The sequence below is a fragment of the Flavobacterium gossypii genome, from assembly GCF_014138495.1.
GTDB lineage: Bacteria > Bacteroidota > Bacteroidia > Flavobacteriales > Flavobacteriaceae > Flavobacterium > Flavobacterium endophyticum.
Window position 1 is genome coordinate 470,791 of sequence record NZ_JACJIS010000001.1, and the last position, 20,243, is coordinate 491,033.

Sequence of the window (20,243 nt, forward strand, 5' to 3'; positions counted from 1 at the left end):
CCGAAATCGTGTTTCATAATAAAGATTGCCGAATTGTATTTTTTTAGGGATGAATTGCAATCCAAATCATAAAACCCTTCGCCATGTGGTTTTGTTTTTATAATTTTAATCTATCGTTAAAACCGCTATCATGAGAATCCCGCAACAATACCTTCCGGTCATGCCCTACCTTATCTTGAATAAGGCGAATGATTTTTTTGAATTTTCAAAAGCAGTCTTCGGAGCCAAAGAACAGCTGATTGTTCCCGGAGAAAACAATTCGATAATGCACGGAGAAATTAAAATCAAGGATGCTGTCATTATGTTTGCCCAAGCGACAGACAACTGGCATCAAAAAACAGCTGGTATGTTTCTCTATATAGAAAAGGTAGACGATGTTTTTAATCTTGCCATGCAAAAAGGCTCTAAAAGCCTAAAAAATCCTGGCCAGCAAGACTACGGATATACTGCAGGTTTTGAAGATCCCTTCGGAAACCAATGGTGGATTACAGAACCTTTAAGCGAATAATCTTTATGCTGAAACTAAAAAAAGTACATCACATTGCCATAATCTGTTCCGATTATGAAGTATCGAAACATTTTTACACCAAACTATTAGGCTTCGAAATCATGGCCGAAACCTACCGCAGCGAAAGAGATTCTTATAAATTGGATCTTGCCTTGAATGGAAATTATTCTATCGAACTCTTCTCGTTTCCCAATCCGCCAAGCCGTGTTTCACAGCCGGAAGCCTGCGGACTGCGCCATCTCGCATTTGAAGTCGACGATATCAAGCAGACGTTGCATTATCTTGTCGATAATAATTTAAACCCAGAACCCGTCAGGACAGACGAATTCACGAACAAAAGATTCACATTTATAGCAGACCCTGATAATCTGCCGATTGAATTCTATGAAGCCTAAGAATTGAGTCTTTTTTATGACCGTATATTAAAAATTCCAAGAACGCAAAATCTAAAAATCAGAATTTAAATTTTACCTTTGGCGTTTCAACAATACATTTATATTATGGTTTATAAATTCAGGGTAATTCTCGATGCGGAAGAAGATGTTTTCAGAGATATTGCCATTCTAGACGATGACAGCCTAGAGGATCTGCACAATGCTATTGTCAATGCTTTTGGCTTTGACGGAATGGAAGTTGCCTCATTCTACACAAGCGATGATCAATGGAACCAAGACGAAGAAATTCCGATGTTTGATACGGGTGACGTTCCTGGCGAGCAAAAAGTAATGTCGGATTTTATGCTTTCCGAAGTCCTAGACGAAGAAAGAACAAAAATCATCTATGTGTATGATTTCATCAATATGTGGACTTTCTTTGTTGAGTTGGCAGCAGTCGAAGAACACGTTCCAGGACAAATTTATCCAGACGTATTGTTCTCTCATGGTGAAGTGCCACTTGAAGCTCCAGACAAAGATTTTAGCGATTCAGCCGTTAATGATTTTGACTACGACGAAGACGATTTTGACGAAGACGACCTAGACATGCTAGACGGAGGCGACAATTTTGAAGACTACGGCTTCGAGGAGAACTGGAATTAATTTTCCTGAGCCAAAAAGGCAAAAGTCACTAAGATTCAAAGGTTTTATTCTAGATTTAAATTATATTTGAGGAGATCTTAAATATACACCATGAACAATTTTAGAAACTTACTTATTTGGCAAAAGTCCATGGCTTTGGTAACAGGCATTTACAATTCCACAAAAGCATTTCCAAAAGAAGAAACATTTGGCCTTACATCACAAATTAGAAAATGCGCCATTTCAATTCCAAGTAATATTGCCGAGGGATTTGGCAGAGACAGCAACAAAGAATATCTCCGTTTTCTAAATATTTCAGTGGGTTCTCTTTTTGAATTGCAAACACAATTAGAAATAGCCAAAAATATTAGCTACCTTACAACAGAACAATTTAATAAACAATATGAAGACAGCCGAGAGGTTGAGAGAATGCTTATCTCTTTTGTAAACAAAATAAAAGAACGCAAATAACCTCAGCACCTTAGTCCCTCTTACCTTAGCAACTTATTTTTAAACATGATCAACTTATTTAACACCCACATCGAGACTCTTTCCATTCATAGAGTCGGAAACAAAAGCCGTAACGAAGCCTTCTTTTTGTCTGAATCCCCATACGGGCTGAACGACGAGATCATGCCTTTGCTTAAAGAATTTTTCTTGAAATCATTTAGAGAAAAAGAAGAAAACTATTTCCAATTCGCACACGATGTAGATTTGGACTATAATGAAATGTACAATCTGGCCAGCGAGATTTTCACCAACCCTAGCAGCGTTCACGAAGTTTCAAAAAAGATAACCAAACATTTGTTTGAGCAGTCCAACCATCCGCACATCAAAAACGGAGAAGTGTATGTAGCGTATCTGACCAACTTGAGTATCGATAACAATGTAGTTGACGCCGTTGGTATTTTTAAAAGCGAACTGCAGTCCGATTTCCTTCAATTTGAAGAAAAAGAAAGCAATCTAGAGATGATCCTACAGCAAGGAATCAACCTTAACAAGCTCGACAAAGGCTGCCTTATCTTCAATCACAAAAAAGAAGAAGGCTATAAAATATTGACTGTTGACAGCAACAGATATGATGCACGTTATTGGCTGGAGCATTTCCTTTCGGTAGATGCTTTCCAAGATGAGAACTTCATCACTAAAAAATATTTGAAATTCTGCCAAGACTTTGCAAAAGACGTGGTCTTGCCTGCCGAAGACAAAAAAGAAGAAGTCATGTTCATGAACCGTTCTGTGAACTATTTTGCGAAAAACGACGATTTCGAAGAGCAAAATTTCTTAAATGAAGTTCTTGATAATCCAGACCTGATGTCGGAATTCAAAAACTATAAAGTTGACAAAGGAGAAAAATACAGCATCGAAGATGTGACAAGCTTTCCAATTGCAAACGCTGCTGTTTCTGATGCCCGAAAAAAAATCAAGAACGTAATCAATTTGGATACCAACATCCAGATCAAGCTTGATTTCATCAATCCAGAAAGCGCAGAAAAATTTGTAGAAAAAGGCTGGGACGAAGAAAAACAGATGTACTATTATCTGGTTTATTTCAACAAAGAGCAAAAATCTTAATTTTCTAAAATAATCTAAGCATCCCCAATTGGCAACAGTTGGGGATTTTTATTTGCTTATAATTATATAAAAACAATCTTCTTTCGTAGTTGTAATTTTAGGAACTAATCTATTACAAATCAAAACCCTACTAGCTATGAAAACAAAAAACAAAGACATAGAAACTTTTTTCAATCACTACGAAAAAAGAGTCAACGATGCGCTGATAGGCAAAAAAATAGATGCTGATGAAGCAACCGATTCCTTTGCCGACTGCTTTATAGAATCAAGTCCGCTGGGAGTGATTTGTGGAAAAAACGATGCCCAATTCAAAAAGCAGATGCTGAAAGGCTATGAATTCTATAAGAAAATAGGCATTACTTCAATGGACATACTTTCAAAAGAAATCACCGTTCTCGACGAATACTATGTCATGGTAAAAATTTATTGGAGATCGAATTACCAAAAAGACAAAGCAGCAGGAAAAATAGACTTTGAAATCACTTATTTCCTGAATTTCAAGGACGGCAAACACAAGATTTTTGCTTTTATAACAGGTGATGAAGAAAAAGCCTTAAAAGAACATGGCTTGGCATAAAATCCATAACGTTTTGTTTACAAATCAGTTACATTATGCATTTCATCGATTATTTTTGCCTTTAATCGGATAAAGTAGTATGTTTATAACCCCAAAACAAACATAACCTACATGAATCCACTAACCTCCCGCCACAATGTGCTTTTTGAAAAAGCATTTTGTCGATTTTTTGGACACAAGTTCAAGACTGTCAGAAAAGTAACCGACCACTTCAAGGAATTTGAATGCAAAGTATGCCACTGCCATGCAACAAACGATGTGAAAGGCAACAAGATTCATCTCTCTGATGAATTAAAAGACATCAACAAGACATTAAATCAACTATATCAGAAAAGGCAGGTTGCCCTATAAATCTTTTCAAAATTCGGTTCCAAAAAAGAGTTTTTAATTCCTTGTAACAAATTGTTGCCTGAAACGTCCTATCTTTAAACCAAACCTCTATATATTTTGGAAACTATACTTAAAATTGAAAATCTTTATAAAAATTTCGGGCTGGTCAAAGCCGTCAAAAACGTTTCTTTAGAAATCAAAAAAGGAAATGTCTACGGTATTTTAGGACCAAACGGAAGCGGAAAATCCACTACCCTCGGAATAGTCCTCAACGTTGTCAATAAAACCTCAGGAAGCTACAGCTGGTTTGGAGGACAGATGGAAACTCATGAAGCCCTTAAAAAAGTAGGCGCAATCATCGAAAGGCCTAACTTTTATCCCTACATGACTGCTGAGCAGAACCTACAGCTAGTCTGCAAGATTAAAGGAACCAACTATTCTAAGATTCAAGAAAAACTAGAAATTGTCGGGCTTCTCGATAGGAAAGACAGCAAGTTCAGGACCTTTTCGCTCGGAATGAAACAAAGACTTGCCATTGCTTCAGCACTTCTTAACGATCCTGAGATCTTGATTCTCGATGAGCCTACAAATGGCCTTGATCCGCAAGGAATCCGTCAGATCCGCGACATCATTAAGACCATCGCTTCTCACGGAACCACAATCCTTTTAGCATCACACCTTCTTGACGAAGTAGAAAAAGTATGCAGCCATGTACTCGTCCTAAGAAAAGGAGAAATTTTATACTCTGGCACTGTCGACGGAATGAACTCCCAGGATGGCTTCTTCGAATTACAGGCAGAAAACCTGCAAGAATTAAAAAATGCTTTGGCACAACATCCTTCCATAGACAAGATCGAGGAAGAAGAAGGGCGTCTTATTGCCTATCCAAAAGGCAGCGTGAATGCTTCTGAGCTGAATAAGTTCCTCATCGAAAGAAACATCTTCTTAAGCCATTTGGTGAAACGCAAGCACAGCCTAGAGGAACAATTCCTGCAATTGACCAACAACAAATAACAAACCGAAACAATCCAAAACCCGATACCTTTCATAGTATATCAGGATAAAACTAGCAACCATGAAACGATTACTATCCATCGAACTTCAAAAAATATGGCAGAACAAGGCAAGCAGAGTACTTACCCTTACCTATTTCGTCCTGCTTTCCTTCATCGCCCTGATAGCCTCCATCAATTTTAGCTTTCTAGGCATCAACTTTAGGATTGCCGACCAAGGAATCTTCAATTTCCCTTACATCTGGCATTTCAATACCTATGTGGCCTCGATACTGAAATTCTTTCTGGCCGTAGTAATTGTTTCGATGATGGCAAACGAATACACCTACGGTACTCTCAAACAAAACCTTATCGACGGCCTTAGCAAAAACGAATTTATCAAGTCCAAGCTTATTACTGTAATTCTGTTCGCCCTAGGTTCGACCATTTTTGTTTTTATAATGTCAATGATATTAGGCCTGTGCTTCTCATCCTATGACGAGGCAGGCATTATCTTTTCAGATCTCGAATACCTTTTAGCCTATTTCGTAAAACTCGTGGCTTTCTTTTCTTTCTGCCTTTTCTTAGGAATATTAGTAAAACGTTCCGCATTTGCACTAGGATTCCTTCTCGTGTGGTTTTTCTTTGAAGGAATTATTTTCGGCCTTTTGAGATGGCTTGTTTTTTCAAGCACAGAGCAAGTTCAGAAAGTAACGGCTTTTTTACCATTGGAATCCATGTCAAATCTGATAAAAGAACCTATAACCCGATTCCAAGCCTATAAAGCCATCGAAAACCAAGTCTCTGGCGGCGTGGCCCCAAAAGACTACAGTGTTCACTGGTATGAAATTCTCATTGTGGTTGTTTGGACGGTTATTTTTATGTTAATGTCGTATAAAATTCTGAAAAAACGAGATTTATAGTATCTTTGCCGATACTATGAAAATGACAAAACCCCACATTTTTATTTTATTTGTTCTTTGCCTTCCGTTTCTGGCCAAAGCTCAATATATAACAGTCAACGACACCTATACAAAGGAACAGCTGGTCAGAGATGTACTCATCAACAATACCTGCGCCAGCGTTTCAAATATTTCGGTGCTTGGAGGAAATTTTGCTTCAGGACAGCAAAGCTACGGCTACTTTAATGCCGGGAGCAGCACCTTTCCTTTTGCAGACGGAATCGTATTAAGTACCGGAAGAGCCGTCGCAGCACAAGGCCCAAACAGCAGCCTGCTCGATGACGGCCAAGGAATGGACTGGCCGGGCGATACCGATCTGGAAGCTGCCTTGGAAATAAACAATTCTATCAACGCTACCATACTCGAATTCGACTTTATTCCGCTCGGAAACAAGATCAGTTTCGACTATATCCTCTCTTCAGAAGAATACCATGACAATGCTCCATGCCGCTATTCAGACGGGTTTGCGTTTCTTCTAAAAGAAGTTGGAGGCACGGGAGGTTATAAAAATCTTGCAGTCGTTCCGGGAACTACCATACCCGTAAAAGTAACATCCGTTCACCCAGAGATTGGAGGAAACGGCGGCTGTGAAGCCCAAAACGAAGAATATTTCGGAGCCTTCAACGGCTTTGAGCATCCGACCAATTTTAACGGACAGACCGTAGCTCTGACTGCTCTTTCAGACGTAACACCAGGAGTACTTTACCACATAAAATTAGTCGTGGCAGACGAAGGTAACTACCGATACGACTCGGCCATCTTCTTAGGAGGCGGAAGCTTCAAGATAGAAACTGATCTTGGCGAAGACAGGCTATTAGCCACAGGAAATCCGCTTTGCAAAGACGAAACCTTGCCCCTAAATGCTACGAATGCCAATGCAATACGATACGAATGGTACAAAGACACAGTCCTACAGCCAGAAATCACGCCTACCTACCCTGTTACTGTAGCAGGCACTTATGCGGTTCGCGTTGAGCTGACAGGCGGTTGTTTTTCTACAGGAGAAATCAAAGTAGAATATGCTGGAGCACCCGCAGTTTCTAATGCTGTTCTAGTACAATGCGACGAAGACAATAACGGCCTTGCCCTGTTCAACCTCAACCAAGCAGACGCTCAAGTCATTGCGGGAGACCCGACTTTAACCGACCCTGTGTATTTTAGGACAAACGGCGAAGCAGCTTCAAATACTAATCCAATTACCAACGTTACAAATTTCGAAAATACCCAGCCGGTTGTTTATGCCCGTGCAGAAAACCAATACGGCTGTTACGCTATTTCAGAAGTAACGCTGAACGTTTCCAATAATAATATTGCCGATCCGCAAGACTTGAAAAAGTGTGATACCGATACCAATCCTACAGATGGCAAGTCGGTTTTTAACCTGCGTGACAGAGAGGCTGCTATACTCGCCAACCTGCCATCAGGAAACATTAATTATTATACTTCATACGAAGACGCCCTATCCGGATTAAATCCGATTCCTGCTCCTGATGTCTTCCCAAATACCATTCCTTTCCAACAGCGTATCTATGCCAAACTAAGTTCGGGAATCGATTGTTATGGAATTGCCGAATTTAACGTCATAGTCAATTCTTTCGGCAACAGTCTAAACGACGTACAGGCAATTGTCTGCAGAGGCGGCGATGTATTGCTTAATGCAGGAAGCGGCTTTTCAAGCTACAAATGGAATACTCCAAACAACGAAACGACGCAGACCATTCGAGTAACCGCAGCAGGAACCTATACCGTTACCGTCACCAATTCAGATGGTTGTGAAGGCACTAAAAAATTCATCGTCACGGCTTCCAGCATTGCCACGGTAGCATCCATGAGCATAAGAGATTTCCAAGGAGGCAATAACTCCGCGACGGTAGTCTTGACATCAGACAGTATCGGAACTTACCAATATTCTCTAGACGGCATTACTTTCCAAGACTCGCCTACCTTTACAAATCTAGATCCAGGCAGATACACAGTCATCATAAAAGAAGCCAACTGCGGTATCATTACCCATGTATTTTACATCATGGATTACCCTAAATTCTTCACCCCAAATAACGACGGTACGAATGATATGTGGAGGATTCCATACCTGCAGTTCCAGCCCAATGCTACCGTTGCTATTTTTGACCGCTACGGCAAGCTGCTCTACTTTTTTAAAGGAGGACAGCCTGGTTGGGACGGCAAGCTGAATGGCTACGACCTGCCTGCAAACGACTACTGGTTTAGGATTATACTTCAAGACAAAAGAGAAATAAGAGGACACTTCTCACTCTTAAGATAATTCTATATCTTTGAGAGCTAATCGGCTCGTTATGAGAATAAAACTACTTGTCTTTTTTCTATGCTTGTCCCTACAATCCTTCTCGCAAGGAGAAGCCTCCAATTGGTTTTTTGGCAACAGGGCGGGCATTAAGTTCAATAGCGACAATACCATAACCACGCTTTCCAACTTCCCGAATCCTATTCGAATCGTTACCGACGAAGGCTGCAGCTCTTTCTCAGATGCTAATGGCAATCTTCTCCTATACACGGACGGACGGACCGTTTGGGACAGGAACCATATCATCATGCCCAACGGAAACTATAATGCAGGAACAGGACTGCTGGGCGACCCTTCGAGCACACAGTCTGGAATAATCGTACCGAACCCTGCCAATTCAAACCTCTATTATATTTTTACGGTCGATGAGCCGCACCATCAAAACGCATCGGTCTATCCCAATCAATTTTTAGGAGACTATGACGGAGGCGGAGGACGCGTTCCCGCAGCAGACGATGGCTTCAACAACGGACTCAACTATTCTGTAGTCGATATGTCTATCACAGGAGCCAACGGAAGCATCGGCAACATAACCGTTCGCAATACCCATCTCGTTACTTATAATCCCGACCCAGCAGGAGAAGAAATCAAATACAAATGCTCCGAAAAAATTACAGCCGTCAGGATCCGTAACGGAGGAGGCTATTGGGTCATAACCCATTTTATTGACAAATTCTATGCTTTTAAGATTGACCCGAGCGGCGTAAGTACCACGCCCGTAATTTCGCAGCTAAATCCTGTAGTTCCCGTTTCTGGTTATAGGAGAAACGCCATCGGCCAGATCAAAGTTTCTCCAAACGGAAAAAAGATTGCCATCGCACACGTACAGAACGGACAGACCGCGGGCGGAACTTCTTCGGGAGGGGCGATGTACCTCTATGACTTTGACAACAGCACAGGAATCGTATCAAATGGCCAAGCCGTAATAACAGACAGCGGCTGCTACGGAGTTGAATTTTCTGCCGAAACCAAAAAGCTCTACGTCTCTACAGAAAGTGGTGTCGTACAATTCAATCTCGAAGCCCCATCCATACCCAATTCAGGACAGCTCATTTCAAGCCGCAGCTATTCTTCATTGCAGCTCGGTCCCGACAAAAAAATCTACAAGGCCAACATCAATACCGGATTAGACGATGGCTTCCTCGATGCCATCAACAATCCCGAACTCGACGGCTCTGCCTGCGGTTATCAAAATGCCGCAGTCAATTTAGGAGCAGGTACATCCCGCTTTGGACTGCCTCCGTTCATCACCTCGGTCTTCAACACCAATATCATTGCAAAAAACCTTTGTGCAGGCCAAGCTACCACCTTCGAAATAAGTGCCAACGGATTTGTGCAAAGCGCCATTTGGAATTTTGGCGACGGCAGCGTCTTCAGCAATTCTCTATTGCCTTCCCATGTCTTTCCTGGACCGGGTACCTATACCGTCACAGCAACCGTAGTTGTTGAAGGAACAACCATCAGAAGCACCAAAAATCTGCAGATTAATGCCCTGCCCGTAGCCACGCCTGCAACCCTCGTGCAATGCAGCCCTACGGCAGCCGACACCAATATTCCGTTTAAGCTATCAGAAGCCACACAGTCCATCATAGGAAACGACCCCAATCTGAGTCTTACTTTCTTTCGCTCGTTGCCAGAAGCCATCAACGACACGAATGCTTTGCCAATAAACTACCCGAACACAACTAATCCGCAACAACTTTTTGTCAGAGTAACCGACAACACTACGGGCTGCTTTTCCACTACTACGCTCGACCTCTCTGTAAACGCAATGGCAAACACCCCATTGCAAATTAAAAAATGCGACGAGCTGAATAGCGAAGACGGAATATCCGACTTCACCCTAACCGATGCCCAGATATCAGGACTGCCTCCGACTGCAACTACGCTATATTATGCCAATATTGACGATGCCCTGCTTGAGCAGCATCCCATAGCCGAAAACTATACCAACACAATACCTCACCAGCAGACAATCTACGCAAGAGTCGAAGACAACAACCAATGCTGGGGCATCTATCCCATCAGCCTCATCGTCAATCCGCTGCCACAGCTCAAGACCGAGGACACCTATTATGTATGTACGAATCTGCCGAACCGCTACACAACGCTTACACCTGGCTTATTGCAAGGAATTCCTTCCGACTATACGTATGAATGGTCTACTGGAGAGCATACTTCGACCATACAAGTCAATCAAGCCGGAACCTATAACGTCAAGGTAACCAATATCCATGGATGCTCAAAAATCCGCACCCTGACCGTATTGCCTTCTAATAATGCCACCATCCAAAAAATTGTCATCGTCGATCTTGTTGCTAACAATACGGTTACTGTGCTGTTGGCGCCGGAAAGTATCGGAAGCTACCAATACAGCCTCGACCTACCAAACGGACCTTTTCAAGACTCGAACCATTTCGAAAATGTCTCGCCTGGATTCCATACGGTCTATATCTATGACATTCATGGCTGCGGCATCGTGAAGAAAGACATTTCTGTCTTGCAGATACCCAATTATTTCACCCCGAACGGCGACGGCTATAACGACACTTGGAACATCATCGGAATCAATTCCATATTCTATTCCGATGCAAAAATTTATGTTTTTGACCGTTTCGGAAAGCTTCTGTCCGACGTAGATCCTAGAGGCGCTGGATGGGACGGAATCTACAACAATCATCCCGCTATCGCGACAGATTATTGGTATCTTGTTATTTTGAACAACGAAAGAACTGTAAGAGGGCATTTTTCGCTAAAAAGATAATTGCCCATCTCCTAGCTACTAGCAAGTCAAATCTATCGAATCCTCATTCACAATAGCCATTTGCTATTTAGATATTGCCTTATTGCTATTAAAAAACTAATTTTTAGCGGATTAAAACGATTGAAACTCTTAATTTTCAGAAGGAATTAAATTTCAAATACTAAAAATATAATAAATTTGAGCAAACATACGTAACGAATGACTTTAAAAAAATCCCTCATTGCCCTCCTCCTCCTTTTTACAATCACCAAGACTTTTTCGCAGAATGACTGCACCGATGCCATCATTGTATGCGGAAATACTGGATTTGAAGGATTGAGCGCAACAGGAATTGGCATTCAAGAACTCGGATTCAACAACTGCAGCAGCCAAGAAAACAACAGTATTTGGCTTATGCTTTCTATAGACACGGGCGGTACGCTTGGATTTACCCTTACTCCCGAAAGCAGTGATATAGATGTCGATTTCGACTTTTTTATATTCGGACCCAATGCCGACTGTACTAATTTAGGGCAAGCTATCCGCTGTTCGACCACCAACCCAATAGCGGCAAATGCCTCAGACAATCTTACAGGCCTGAACCAAGACGAAACCGATACTTCCGAAGGCCCGGGGGCAGACGGAAACAGCTTCGTGCAATGGCTCACCGTCAACAATGGCGAAAGCTACTTTTTAGTCATCGACAGGCCGGTAGGCTCGAGCAATTTTTCGCTCACGTGGACGGGAACGGCTACCTTCAATCAGCCCCCAACATTCCAGAATCCAACAGGTACGGCACTCAATATTACAAATTGCGACAACGACGGCTTTATCGACAACAGTACCACTTTTGACCTCGAGCAAAACACCAGCACTATTATCGGCAGCCAGACTTCGGTAGCCGTTACCTATCACCTCAACACCAACGACGTACTGACGGGAGAAAATGCTATAACACCATCAGGCAGTTTCCCGAATACTATAAACCCACAGCCTATTTTTGCACGAATCACCAATACTATTACCGGATGCTTTTCGACTGCCGAATTTTCTATCGAAGTAATCAACTCAGTCGATATTCCGAACGACCAATTTGCAATCTGCGACGATAATATCGACGGCGACGACCAGAATGGCCAGGCCACCTTTAACATGAGCGATGTTACCATTGGTATTCTATCAGGCACCAACCAATCCGGACTCATCGTAGGCTACTACCCCACTTTTGGAGATGCCATGAACAATACTGCAGCTTACGGAACCACCCATTACAATATGACTCCGAACGAAGAAAGCACCTTTATCAAAGTCACCAATACAGACGGATGTTTCAAGATAAAAGAAATCAAGCTTGTCGTCAATCCCTTGCCTGCAAAAACGACTGCCACTTTGGTACAGTGCGATTCCGGACTTACTCCAGACGGACTCACTTTGTTCAACCTCAATGAAGCCATTCCTTCCCTCACGGGAGGAGATCCAAACTTAGGCGTAGAGTTTTTTAAGAGCAACATCCTGTTACCGACAGCCTATACCAATACTACAAATCCTGAAACCATCGATGTAAAGATTACCGACCTTACGACCGGATGTTCCAGTATGAGCACCCTAGACCTTAACGTAAACGTAATTAACAGGACCGTGACCATCGCTCCGCAATGCGACATCGCCGAAACCGGTGTCATGCCGTTCGATCTAAGCACTACAGACCTTGTCCTGACACCGACTGAAACGGCGCATTTTTACGCCAACCTAAACGATGCACTGCTAGAGCAAAACGAAATTACAAATACCGCCAACTATCCGAATGCTACGCCTTATAACGCGACTATCTATGTACGCGTTGAAGAAGCCAATAGCTGTTCTGTAATAGCTCCAATCCAGCTAACAGTAAACCGCCTCCCACAGATTGAAGTACAAGACACTGGTTATGTTTGCACCAACTTGCCCAACCGTTATATTACCCTCGATGCAGGACTGCTGCAAGGCAATCCGACGGATTATACCTACGAATGGTCGACTACGCCCGTACAGACAACTCCCGCCATCCTCGTAAACGAAGTAGGAATCTATACTGTAAAAGTCACGAACGCCAACGGATGCATCCAGACCAGAACCATAACTGTCTTCCCGTCTAACAATGCCACGATAGCCGAAGTCGTAATTGTAGATTTGGCACAAAACAATACCGTAACCGTTATTCTAGACCCTGCCAGCATTGGCAGCTACCAATACAGTCTTGACCTGCCGAACGGCCCGTTTCAAGATTCCAATCATTTTGAAAACGTAGCCGCAGGAATACATACCGTCTATGTCTATGATACCCATGGCTGCGGCATCGTATCCCAAAAAATATCCGTGCTAAAGATTCCTGCCTTTTTTACGCCTAATGCAGATGGCGCTAACGACACTTGGGACATTATCGGCATCAACCCGCTATTTTTCGCCAGCTCAAAAATCTATATCTTTGACCGCTTCGGAAAGCTACTCGCAGATATCGATCCTAAAGGCGCAGGCTGGGACGGAAATTACAACGGACGCCCTTTGCCAGCCAATGATTATTGGTACTTAGTCAAACTAGAAAGCGGCAGGACCATTCGAGGGCATTTTAGTTTGTTGCGATAATAAAAAGAGCCATGAATTATCATGGCTCTTTTTATATATAATTATGTTGACTATTTCTCATACCAGTCAACAACCTTAAGTAAAGAATCTGCAAAGCCAAAAATATCATCAATTGAAACAATCTCATGACGAATTTCCTTTTTCTGTTCATCAAGTAGGACAAAATATTTCTTAGCTCCTGCCAAATATAGCCTACATATTGTTTTACGATTATTATCATCTAGGAGTATTGCAAAATAAGATTGGGCGTCTCTATATGCAATTCTAGTTATAGGTATTTTTTGTCTCAAAATAGTTTTTACAATCATAAAAGCTTCAAGTTCTTCTTGAGTAGTTTCTACTTTGTTAGCCTCTTCTTTTGTTATCTCAGAATTTAATTCTGCTTCTTGCTCTTTTGTCACTTCATCTTCTTTAGTCAAGGCAGATTTTAAACGATCCGTAATCATATCGCTGATATACTGTTGCAATGACTTCTTAGTAAGATTGGTAAACTGTTCCAATACTTTGGCTGTAATAACACTTGGATAAACTTGTTTAGCAAAATGTTTTACAAATTCTGGGCTTGGATTGGTAAATTCTGAATTAATAAGTTTCTTTAATTCAAAAGTATATTTCAAATCACTGGCTGTGGTTACTATGTTTTCAAAATCATAATATGCCTTATGAAACTTTTTCAATTCTTCTATTTGATTATCCTTTATATCAGTAATATTGAAAGCAAAAAATGGTTTTTCATCCATCTTATTCGTCTCTACCAAATCAGTGTAGAACTTGTATTCAATACCATTAGTTAAAATAGAAAATTTTGCTTTCGTTGTATGAAAATAACGAAACAGTTGAGAAGCATTGTTCACGTTTAAAGGGGAAGCATGATGTTTGCATTCAATCAAAATAATAGGTTCTCCATCTTGCATGATTGCATAATCAATTTTCTCTCCCTGTTTGATGCCTATGTCGGCTACTAATTCTGGAGTCACTTCAAACGGATTAAAAACATCATACCCCAATTCTTTAATAAAAGGCATAATAAAAGCATTTTTGGTCGCTTCCTCAGTATTTACCTGACTCTTTAATTTTAAAACTCTTTCTCCAAGTATTCTAATTTGATCTTTAAAATCCATAATATCAATAAGTTTGTTTGTACCAAACATATAACTATTGATTACCACATTTTTACGGTTTTCCTCATTTCTCGAATAAATGTCAAAAAGCGCTAAAAGAATTAAATAATAATTTAAATTTATAATTCAAAACTCTAGAAGACAACACCATGACAGCAGACCAATATCCAAAGATCTACCTCTACCGCAGGATTGTCCAGGCAAAAGTCTTCATTGATAAATGCTATGCCGAAAAAATCGACCTTAACAATATCTCAGACGAAGCCTATTTTTCTAAATTCCATTTCATACGTCTGTTCAAAACCATCTACGGAAAGACGCCCCACCAATACCTCACGAGCGTACGCATCGAAAAAGCCCAACAGTTTCTACAGCAAGGCAAGCCTGTAACCGAAGCCTGTTCCCTAGTAGGTTTCGAAAGCCCAAGCACCTTTAGCGGCCTCTTTACCAAACTCGTCGGCAAAACACCTTCCCAATACCTCGATACCCATAAAGAAAGACAAGCCCAGATACAGCAGACGCCCTTAGCCTTTGTACCCGGCTGTTATGCCTATATGCACGGCTGGAAAGAAAATAGCAATTTTGAAGAAGCCGAAAAATAAATCATTGCCCATCTTTGTAATGTGTTCAACATAAAAAAAGAAAAGCCATGATTACAAAAATGACCATTACCAACATCCATGTCTTAGACCAAGACAGCGCCTATGATTTCTACATCAACAAATTAGGCTTCAAGCTCGTAGACGACATCCCAATGGGACCCGAAACCCGATGGCTCACCGTCTCTCCTCCAGAACAACCCGACCTACAATTAGTCCTCTTTCCCGTTACCGTAAGCAAGATGTTTCCTAAAGAAGTCGCAGAAACATTAATCGACCTGATCAAAAGAGGAATATTCGGATGCGGAGTACTCACCTGCAACGATATCTTTGCTACCTACGAAGAACTAAAATCAAAAGGCGTAGAATTCATCAAACCGCCCACAAAAGAATTCTATGGCACAGAAGCCTTGTTCAAAGACGACTCCGGCAACTATTTTTCATTACAGCCGCTAAACAATTTCGACAATGAAAACAATATTTGATCCAGCAGCACGAGAGGAATTGATCAGCAGGATCAATTCCTTCGATGAAAACAGCACAAGGCAATGGGGAAAAATGAACGCTTATCAAATGGCCAAGCACTGTACGATATGGAACGAGTGGGTTTTAGGCAAGGAAAACCATGTCTATAAGCAAGAATTTCTAGGCAAGATATTTGGCAAGATGGCCCTCAAGAGCAATACCAAAGACGACCGCCCTTTAGCCAAAAAGATGCCGGCCGGAGCAGCATTTACAGTAAAAGAAAAAGAAGGTAACCTAAAAGCTCAAAAAAACATCTGGGCAGGACAGATCGCAGGCTACGGACACTTTTCCAATCCTGATTTCGTCCATGACTTTTTCGGCAAAATGACAAAAGAAGAAATCGGCATATTTGCCTACAAACACAACGACCATCATCTGCGGCAGTTTAGCGTCTAGGGCAACAGCTTTGTTTCCATGTGTTAAAAAATACCCTTGTTCCAATTATACAAGTTTGTCATTCTTTAAGGAAATATTTTTATCTTTAAAAAATCATCAATCAAACACATGAAAAAAAGAATCCCTTTTCAAATCCTTTTGCTGCTGCTTTTCACATTGCAAGCATTTTCACAGACAGACAATCCCGAATTGCAGAAAATGGCCGACGACGACCAAAGCGCAAGAATGGCTTCAGACATCAACTGGATGATCCTCAACAAAGAAGACAGCCTTAGGCGCGTGAGGATTTTCGAACTCATAAAAGAAGACAAAGTCAAGACCGCCAAAGACCACTTCAATTCCGGAATCGTCTTCCAGCACGGCAACGATACCATCGATTCGCGAATAGCAGTACAAAGTTTCAAAAAAGCCATAGAACTCGATGCAACGCTCAACAAATGGTGGTATGCCGCAGCAGTCGACAGAGACCTGATGCGAAGAGGACAGCCCCAGATTTACGGAACCCAGTTCATAAAAAACCAAGCCACAAACAACAAATGGGCGCGATACAAAATCGATACCACAAAAGTAACCGACGAAGATCGCAGCTATTACAGCGTAGAAAGCCTTGCCGAGCAAGTAAAAAAAGAAAGATTCATGAATCTAAAATCAGTCTCTTCCTATTATGAAAGCAACAATTCTATTGATAAGACCATCAAGTTTATCGAACAAGAATTCAAAAAAGGAAACCAATCCGAATACAACAGTAGCGAAGAAGAAATCAATAATTTTGGCTATAGCCTGCTGAATGCCAATAAAAACGAAGACGCCCTAAAAATCTTCAAGCTAAACACAAAACTCTATCCAAACGGCTTCAATACTTTTGACAGTTACGGCGAATGCCTGATGAAGCTTGGCCAAAAGAAAGAAGCTCTAAAAGCCTATAAAAAATCATTAGCGCTCAATCCTCAAAATGACAATGCTAGAAAAATAATAGAAGAGAATAAATAACCTTTATTAAATTGTATTTTTGAGGTGATGCTAACTTGTTCTGAACAAAACCTAATCAAAAACCATGAGACTAACAGGAATTATTATTATTTTACTCTTAACAACCATGGGATGTAAAAACCCTGACGCTATTACCAAAACGGAGGAAATAAATCATTTATCACGTAAGATTTCTGAACTTCAAAGGCAAAATAAGATTTTAAGAGATTCATTATCTGAATATGAAGAAATTTTTTTATACTCGCAGACATTAGTTGGTGTTCCAGACAAACCTTTTTTAAAAGTCGGCAAAAACAATAATATAGTTATGCTATTTCAAACTTTTGATAAAAAATTACCCAAATACGATATCTATAAAATTGAAGGCGATAAACAAATAAAAATAGGCAGTAACACTAGTACTAGATTTGACTACAATTTTACTCCAAAATCCATTGACGATAAAGAATTAAAACTTTTAGTAAAAATACCTTATAATAAAAAGACAATTGAAATTCCAGGTCTTATGATTTTCGATGTCAAGGAATAAAATATTGGCAGCCACAAACAATAAATGGGCACAATACAAAATCAATCTAAAGAAAGCCATGAGACATATAAAAAGGTTTAGTATATTCTTTATTTTAATCCCCATCGCTTTTACATTATCCTGCAGCAACACGAACGACAAATTAAAAGAAGGATTCTGGAAACATGCCGGAGGATTTTACATAGGCGATATTATTGATTTCAAAAACAAGTCCATCCAAATAAAAAACGACACCATTTTCAAGAACGATACCGCAATAGCTAGAATCGAAAAGCTAGAAACCCGATGGCTAGCAGGAGACAAAGTACTCCATATCAAAGCAATTCCGAGCGGAAAAAGCGCAAGATATGTAGAGAAATAATCCCCGCACCGCCAAGACATCGTTTGCAGGAATTACAAATTATCTCTTTCTTTGTTTAAAAGAAGACCAACCCACATGAAAAAAGCGGCAATCACTCGGCTGAATATCCTCCAGAAAGCCTTTGAGCTCATCTACGGAAAAGGCTACCTGACTACCAGTATCGACGAGATTTTGGCCACTACCCATGTAACAAAAGGAGCCTTCTATTACCATTTCAAGAACAAAGACGAAATGGGCATTGCTATCATCAATGAACTATTAAAACCCACGTTCGAGGCCACATTCCTGAAACCTCTTGCGTCCGGCGGCGATCCTGTACAGATTATCTACGACATGATGCACGAGATACTCATGGACAACGAATTCCTCAAAGTAGAATACGGCTGTCCCGCGGCCAATTTCACCCAAGAAATGGCTCCTTGGAATACCGATTTCACAAAAGCACTAAACGACCTTTCCGCAGCATGGAAAGACGCCATCATTGCCTGCATCGAAAACGGCAAAAAAGACGGAAGCATTCACCCAGACGTAAAAGCAGACCAGGTCGCCATCTTTATCATGTCAGGCTACTGGGGCATCCGAAACATAGGCAAATTAAGCAACAGCAAAGCCGTATACCTCGTGTTTTTAAAACAGCTAAAAGACTACCTCGAAACCCTCCGATAATTTTTTTATTCAAAAACATACTAATTAGTATGTTTTTTATTTACTTTTGTTCCCGTAACAAACAAATAGTCGTTTTTCGATATGTATCAAGCCCTTACCTTCCTCCATTCCACACTGCGCTGGCTTGTTTTGGTCAGCCTGATTGTTTCACTATACAGAGCCTACCGTGGCTATTTCCGCAAAGCAGCATTCACAAAAACAGACAATGCCGTTAGGCATTGGACAGCCACCATAGCCCACACACAATTAATGGTCGGCATGACGCTATACTTCCAGAGTCCCATCATAAAATACTTTCTCAACAATTTCAGCACCGCCAAAGAAAGCTTCGACCTGCTTTTTTTCGGAATCATCCACAGCCTGCTCATGCTCGCTGCCATAATCATCATTACCATTGGTTCTTCCTTGGCAAAAAGAAAAACCACAAGCCCCGAAAAATTCAAGACGATGCTCTTCTGGTATACCTTGGCCCTGCTCATCATTTTCATTGCCATACCCTGGCCGTTCTCCCCTTTCGCAAACAGACCCTATTTCAGATAATATGCAGACACTTTTAAAAACACCCATCGGGCGCCTTCGCCTCATCGGATACATCGAAGGACTTTCCCTCCTCGTCCTCCTCTTCATTGCCGTACCTCTTAAATATGCAGCCGGCGATCCCTCGCTCTCAAAAATCATGGGACCGCTTCACGGAGCCCTATTCCTGCTCTTTATCTTCAACACCTTGAGCGTTGGAGTCGAACAGCAATGGAAGTTCAGGCAAACCACCTACAAGGTCATGCTCGCCTGCATCATTCCGTTCGGAACCTTTTATATCGACCGAAAAATTTTAAGCAAAATATGAAAAAAGCAATCCTCATCGTCGGCATCCTTTTGCTTGCCTATATCGGATACCGCATCTACAAGATCTACACTTTAGACAAAGGACTAGGCCAGCTCATTTCAGAAGGAGCCATCATCCTCGACGTCCGTACAGAAAAAGAATTCGAGATGGGCCATATCCAAGGCGCCCTCAACATTTCTTTAGGCGAAATCCGCCACCGCTATACAGAACTCGATACCTCAAAAACCTACATCACCGTATGTTCCCACGGACTCCGCAGCGTCAAGGTCGAAAACATCTTAAAAGAAAAAGGATTTAAAAAAATATACAACGGAGGCGCTTGGAACGATCTGCAGCAAAGCCTTAAAAAACACTAATTCTTTTTTACTCCCCGCTAATCCTCACTCATACAGCCGTTTTGCAGTTTTAGGGTATAGAATAGCAAAAATAATTGCCATCTTTGAATAATACTACATTATAAAGATAAGAGCGGAGTATAAAAGTTTAAGAGGCATTGTTGTTAATAGTACTCCGCCTATCTTTATTCCGAAAAGTTCACCACGCTCCTCTGCATCCAGATGCCGA

Annotated in this window: 23 protein-coding genes; 22 read left to right on the top strand and 1 reads right to left on the bottom strand. The window is 41.2% G+C overall.

Going from position 1 to position 20,243, the window contains the following annotated elements; all coding sequences use genetic code 11:
• Positions 1–130 precede the first annotated feature (130 nt).
• The 12 genes from GGR22_RS02275 to GGR22_RS02330 all read left to right on the top strand — a co-directional run bounded on the left by GGR22_RS02275 (position 131) and on the right by GGR22_RS02330 (position 13,648).
• The gene (locus tag GGR22_RS02275; protein ID WP_121374786.1) at positions 131–508 is read left to right on the top strand and encodes a VOC family protein; all 378 of its coding nucleotides are present in this window, start codon (positions 131–133) and stop codon (positions 506–508) included.
• Positions 509–513: 5 nt separating this feature from the next.
• The gene (gloA2, locus tag GGR22_RS02280) at positions 514–903 is read left to right on the top strand and encodes an SMU1112c/YaeR family gloxylase I-like metalloprotein (protein ID WP_182492399.1); all 390 of its coding nucleotides are present in this window, start codon (positions 514–516) and stop codon (positions 901–903) included.
• A gap of 105 nt (positions 904–1,008) precedes the next feature.
• Positions 1,009–1,545, top strand: a complete 537-nt coding sequence (locus GGR22_RS02285; protein WP_121374787.1) for an IS1096 element passenger TnpR family protein — start codon at positions 1,009–1,011, stop codon at positions 1,543–1,545.
• A 90-nt stretch (positions 1,546–1,635) separates the two neighbouring features.
• Positions 1,636–1,995 (top strand): four helix bundle protein, encoded by a 360-nt coding sequence (locus tag GGR22_RS02290; RefSeq protein ID WP_182492400.1) that lies wholly within the window; start codon positions 1,636–1,638, stop codon positions 1,993–1,995.
• A gap of 45 nt (positions 1,996–2,040) precedes the next feature.
• Positions 2,041–3,099, top strand: coding sequence for a nucleoid-associated protein (locus GGR22_RS02295; RefSeq protein ID WP_121374789.1), 1,059 nt, complete (start codon positions 2,041–2,043; stop codon positions 3,097–3,099).
• A 136-nt stretch (positions 3,100–3,235) separates the two neighbouring features.
• Complete coding sequence (locus tag GGR22_RS02300) at positions 3,236–3,676, top strand: hypothetical protein (protein ID WP_182492401.1); 441 nt, start codon at positions 3,236–3,238, stop codon at positions 3,674–3,676.
• Positions 3,677–3,787: 111 nt separating this feature from the next.
• Positions 3,788–4,027, top strand: coding sequence for a hypothetical protein (locus tag GGR22_RS02305; protein ID WP_121374791.1), 240 nt, complete (start codon positions 3,788–3,790; stop codon positions 4,025–4,027).
• Between the two features lie 96 nt (positions 4,028–4,123).
• Positions 4,124–5,020, top strand: coding sequence for an ABC transporter ATP-binding protein (locus GGR22_RS02310; RefSeq protein WP_121374792.1), 897 nt, complete (start codon positions 4,124–4,126; stop codon positions 5,018–5,020).
• 61 nt (positions 5,021–5,081) lie between these two features.
• Positions 5,082–5,921, top strand: a complete 840-nt coding sequence (locus GGR22_RS02315; RefSeq protein WP_121374793.1) for an ABC transporter permease — start codon at positions 5,082–5,084, stop codon at positions 5,919–5,921.
• A 22-nt stretch (positions 5,922–5,943) separates the two neighbouring features.
• Positions 5,944–8,244 (top strand): T9SS type B sorting domain-containing protein, encoded by a 2,301-nt coding sequence (locus GGR22_RS02320; RefSeq protein WP_182492402.1) that lies wholly within the window; start codon positions 5,944–5,946, stop codon positions 8,242–8,244.
• Between the two features lie 31 nt (positions 8,245–8,275).
• Positions 8,276–11,047 (top strand): T9SS type B sorting domain-containing protein, encoded by a 2,772-nt coding sequence (locus GGR22_RS02325; protein WP_182492403.1) that lies wholly within the window; start codon positions 8,276–8,278, stop codon positions 11,045–11,047.
• 198 nt (positions 11,048–11,245) lie between these two features.
• The gene (locus tag GGR22_RS02330) at positions 11,246–13,648 is read left to right on the top strand and encodes a T9SS type B sorting domain-containing protein (protein WP_182492404.1); all 2,403 of its coding nucleotides are present in this window, start codon (positions 11,246–11,248) and stop codon (positions 13,646–13,648) included.
• 50 nt (positions 13,649–13,698) lie between these two features.
• Here GGR22_RS02330 and GGR22_RS02335 read toward each other — a convergent pair whose 3' ends face one another.
• Entirely contained in the window at positions 13,699–14,769 is a 1,071-nt protein-coding gene (locus tag GGR22_RS02335; protein ID WP_121374797.1) for a type I restriction endonuclease, read from the bottom strand.
• A gap of 149 nt (positions 14,770–14,918) precedes the next feature.
• Between GGR22_RS02335 and GGR22_RS02340 the strand changes: the two genes are divergently transcribed.
• The 10 genes from GGR22_RS02340 to GGR22_RS02385 all read left to right on the top strand — a co-directional run bounded on the left by GGR22_RS02340 (position 14,919) and on the right by GGR22_RS02385 (position 20,035).
• Positions 14,919–15,371 carry a helix-turn-helix domain-containing protein gene (locus GGR22_RS02340; RefSeq protein WP_182492405.1) on the top strand — a complete coding sequence of 151 codons (453 nt, stop codon included), beginning with the start codon at positions 14,919–14,921 and terminating at the stop codon, positions 15,369–15,371.
• A gap of 47 nt (positions 15,372–15,418) precedes the next feature.
• Positions 15,419–15,853: a VOC family protein gene (locus GGR22_RS02345; RefSeq protein WP_121374799.1), complete on the top strand. Its 435-nt coding sequence runs from the start codon at positions 15,419–15,421 to the stop codon at positions 15,851–15,853.
• The gene (locus tag GGR22_RS02350) at positions 15,837–16,289 is read left to right on the top strand and encodes a DUF1569 domain-containing protein (RefSeq protein WP_182492406.1); all 453 of its coding nucleotides are present in this window, start codon (positions 15,837–15,839) and stop codon (positions 16,287–16,289) included. The genes GGR22_RS02345 and GGR22_RS02350 overlap by 17 nt, the downstream gene beginning before the upstream one ends.
• A 108-nt stretch (positions 16,290–16,397) precedes the next feature.
• Positions 16,398–17,279 (top strand): tetratricopeptide repeat protein, encoded by an 882-nt coding sequence (locus tag GGR22_RS02355; protein ID WP_182492407.1) that lies wholly within the window; start codon positions 16,398–16,400, stop codon positions 17,277–17,279.
• 64 nt (positions 17,280–17,343) lie between these two features.
• Complete coding sequence (locus tag GGR22_RS02360) at positions 17,344–17,808, top strand: hypothetical protein (RefSeq protein ID WP_182492408.1); 465 nt, start codon at positions 17,344–17,346, stop codon at positions 17,806–17,808.
• A gap of 58 nt (positions 17,809–17,866) precedes the next feature.
• Positions 17,867–18,169, top strand: a complete 303-nt coding sequence (locus tag GGR22_RS02365; RefSeq protein ID WP_182492409.1) for a hypothetical protein — start codon at positions 17,867–17,869, stop codon at positions 18,167–18,169.
• A gap of 75 nt (positions 18,170–18,244) precedes the next feature.
• Positions 18,245–18,835, top strand: coding sequence for a TetR/AcrR family transcriptional regulator (locus GGR22_RS02370; protein WP_182492410.1), 591 nt, complete (start codon positions 18,245–18,247; stop codon positions 18,833–18,835).
• Between the two features lie 81 nt (positions 18,836–18,916).
• Positions 18,917–19,375, top strand: coding sequence for a hypothetical protein (locus tag GGR22_RS02375; RefSeq protein ID WP_182492411.1), 459 nt, complete (start codon positions 18,917–18,919; stop codon positions 19,373–19,375).
• A gap of 1 nt (position 19,376) precedes the next feature.
• Positions 19,377–19,679 (top strand): DUF3817 domain-containing protein, encoded by a 303-nt coding sequence (locus GGR22_RS02380; protein ID WP_182493498.1) that lies wholly within the window; start codon positions 19,377–19,379, stop codon positions 19,677–19,679.
• On the top strand, positions 19,676–20,035 hold the full coding sequence (locus GGR22_RS02385) for a rhodanese-like domain-containing protein (protein WP_182492412.1): 360 nt from the start codon (positions 19,676–19,678) through the stop codon (positions 20,033–20,035). Before GGR22_RS02380 ends, GGR22_RS02385 begins: the two co-directional genes overlap by 4 nt.
• Positions 20,036–20,243 lie beyond the last annotated feature (208 nt).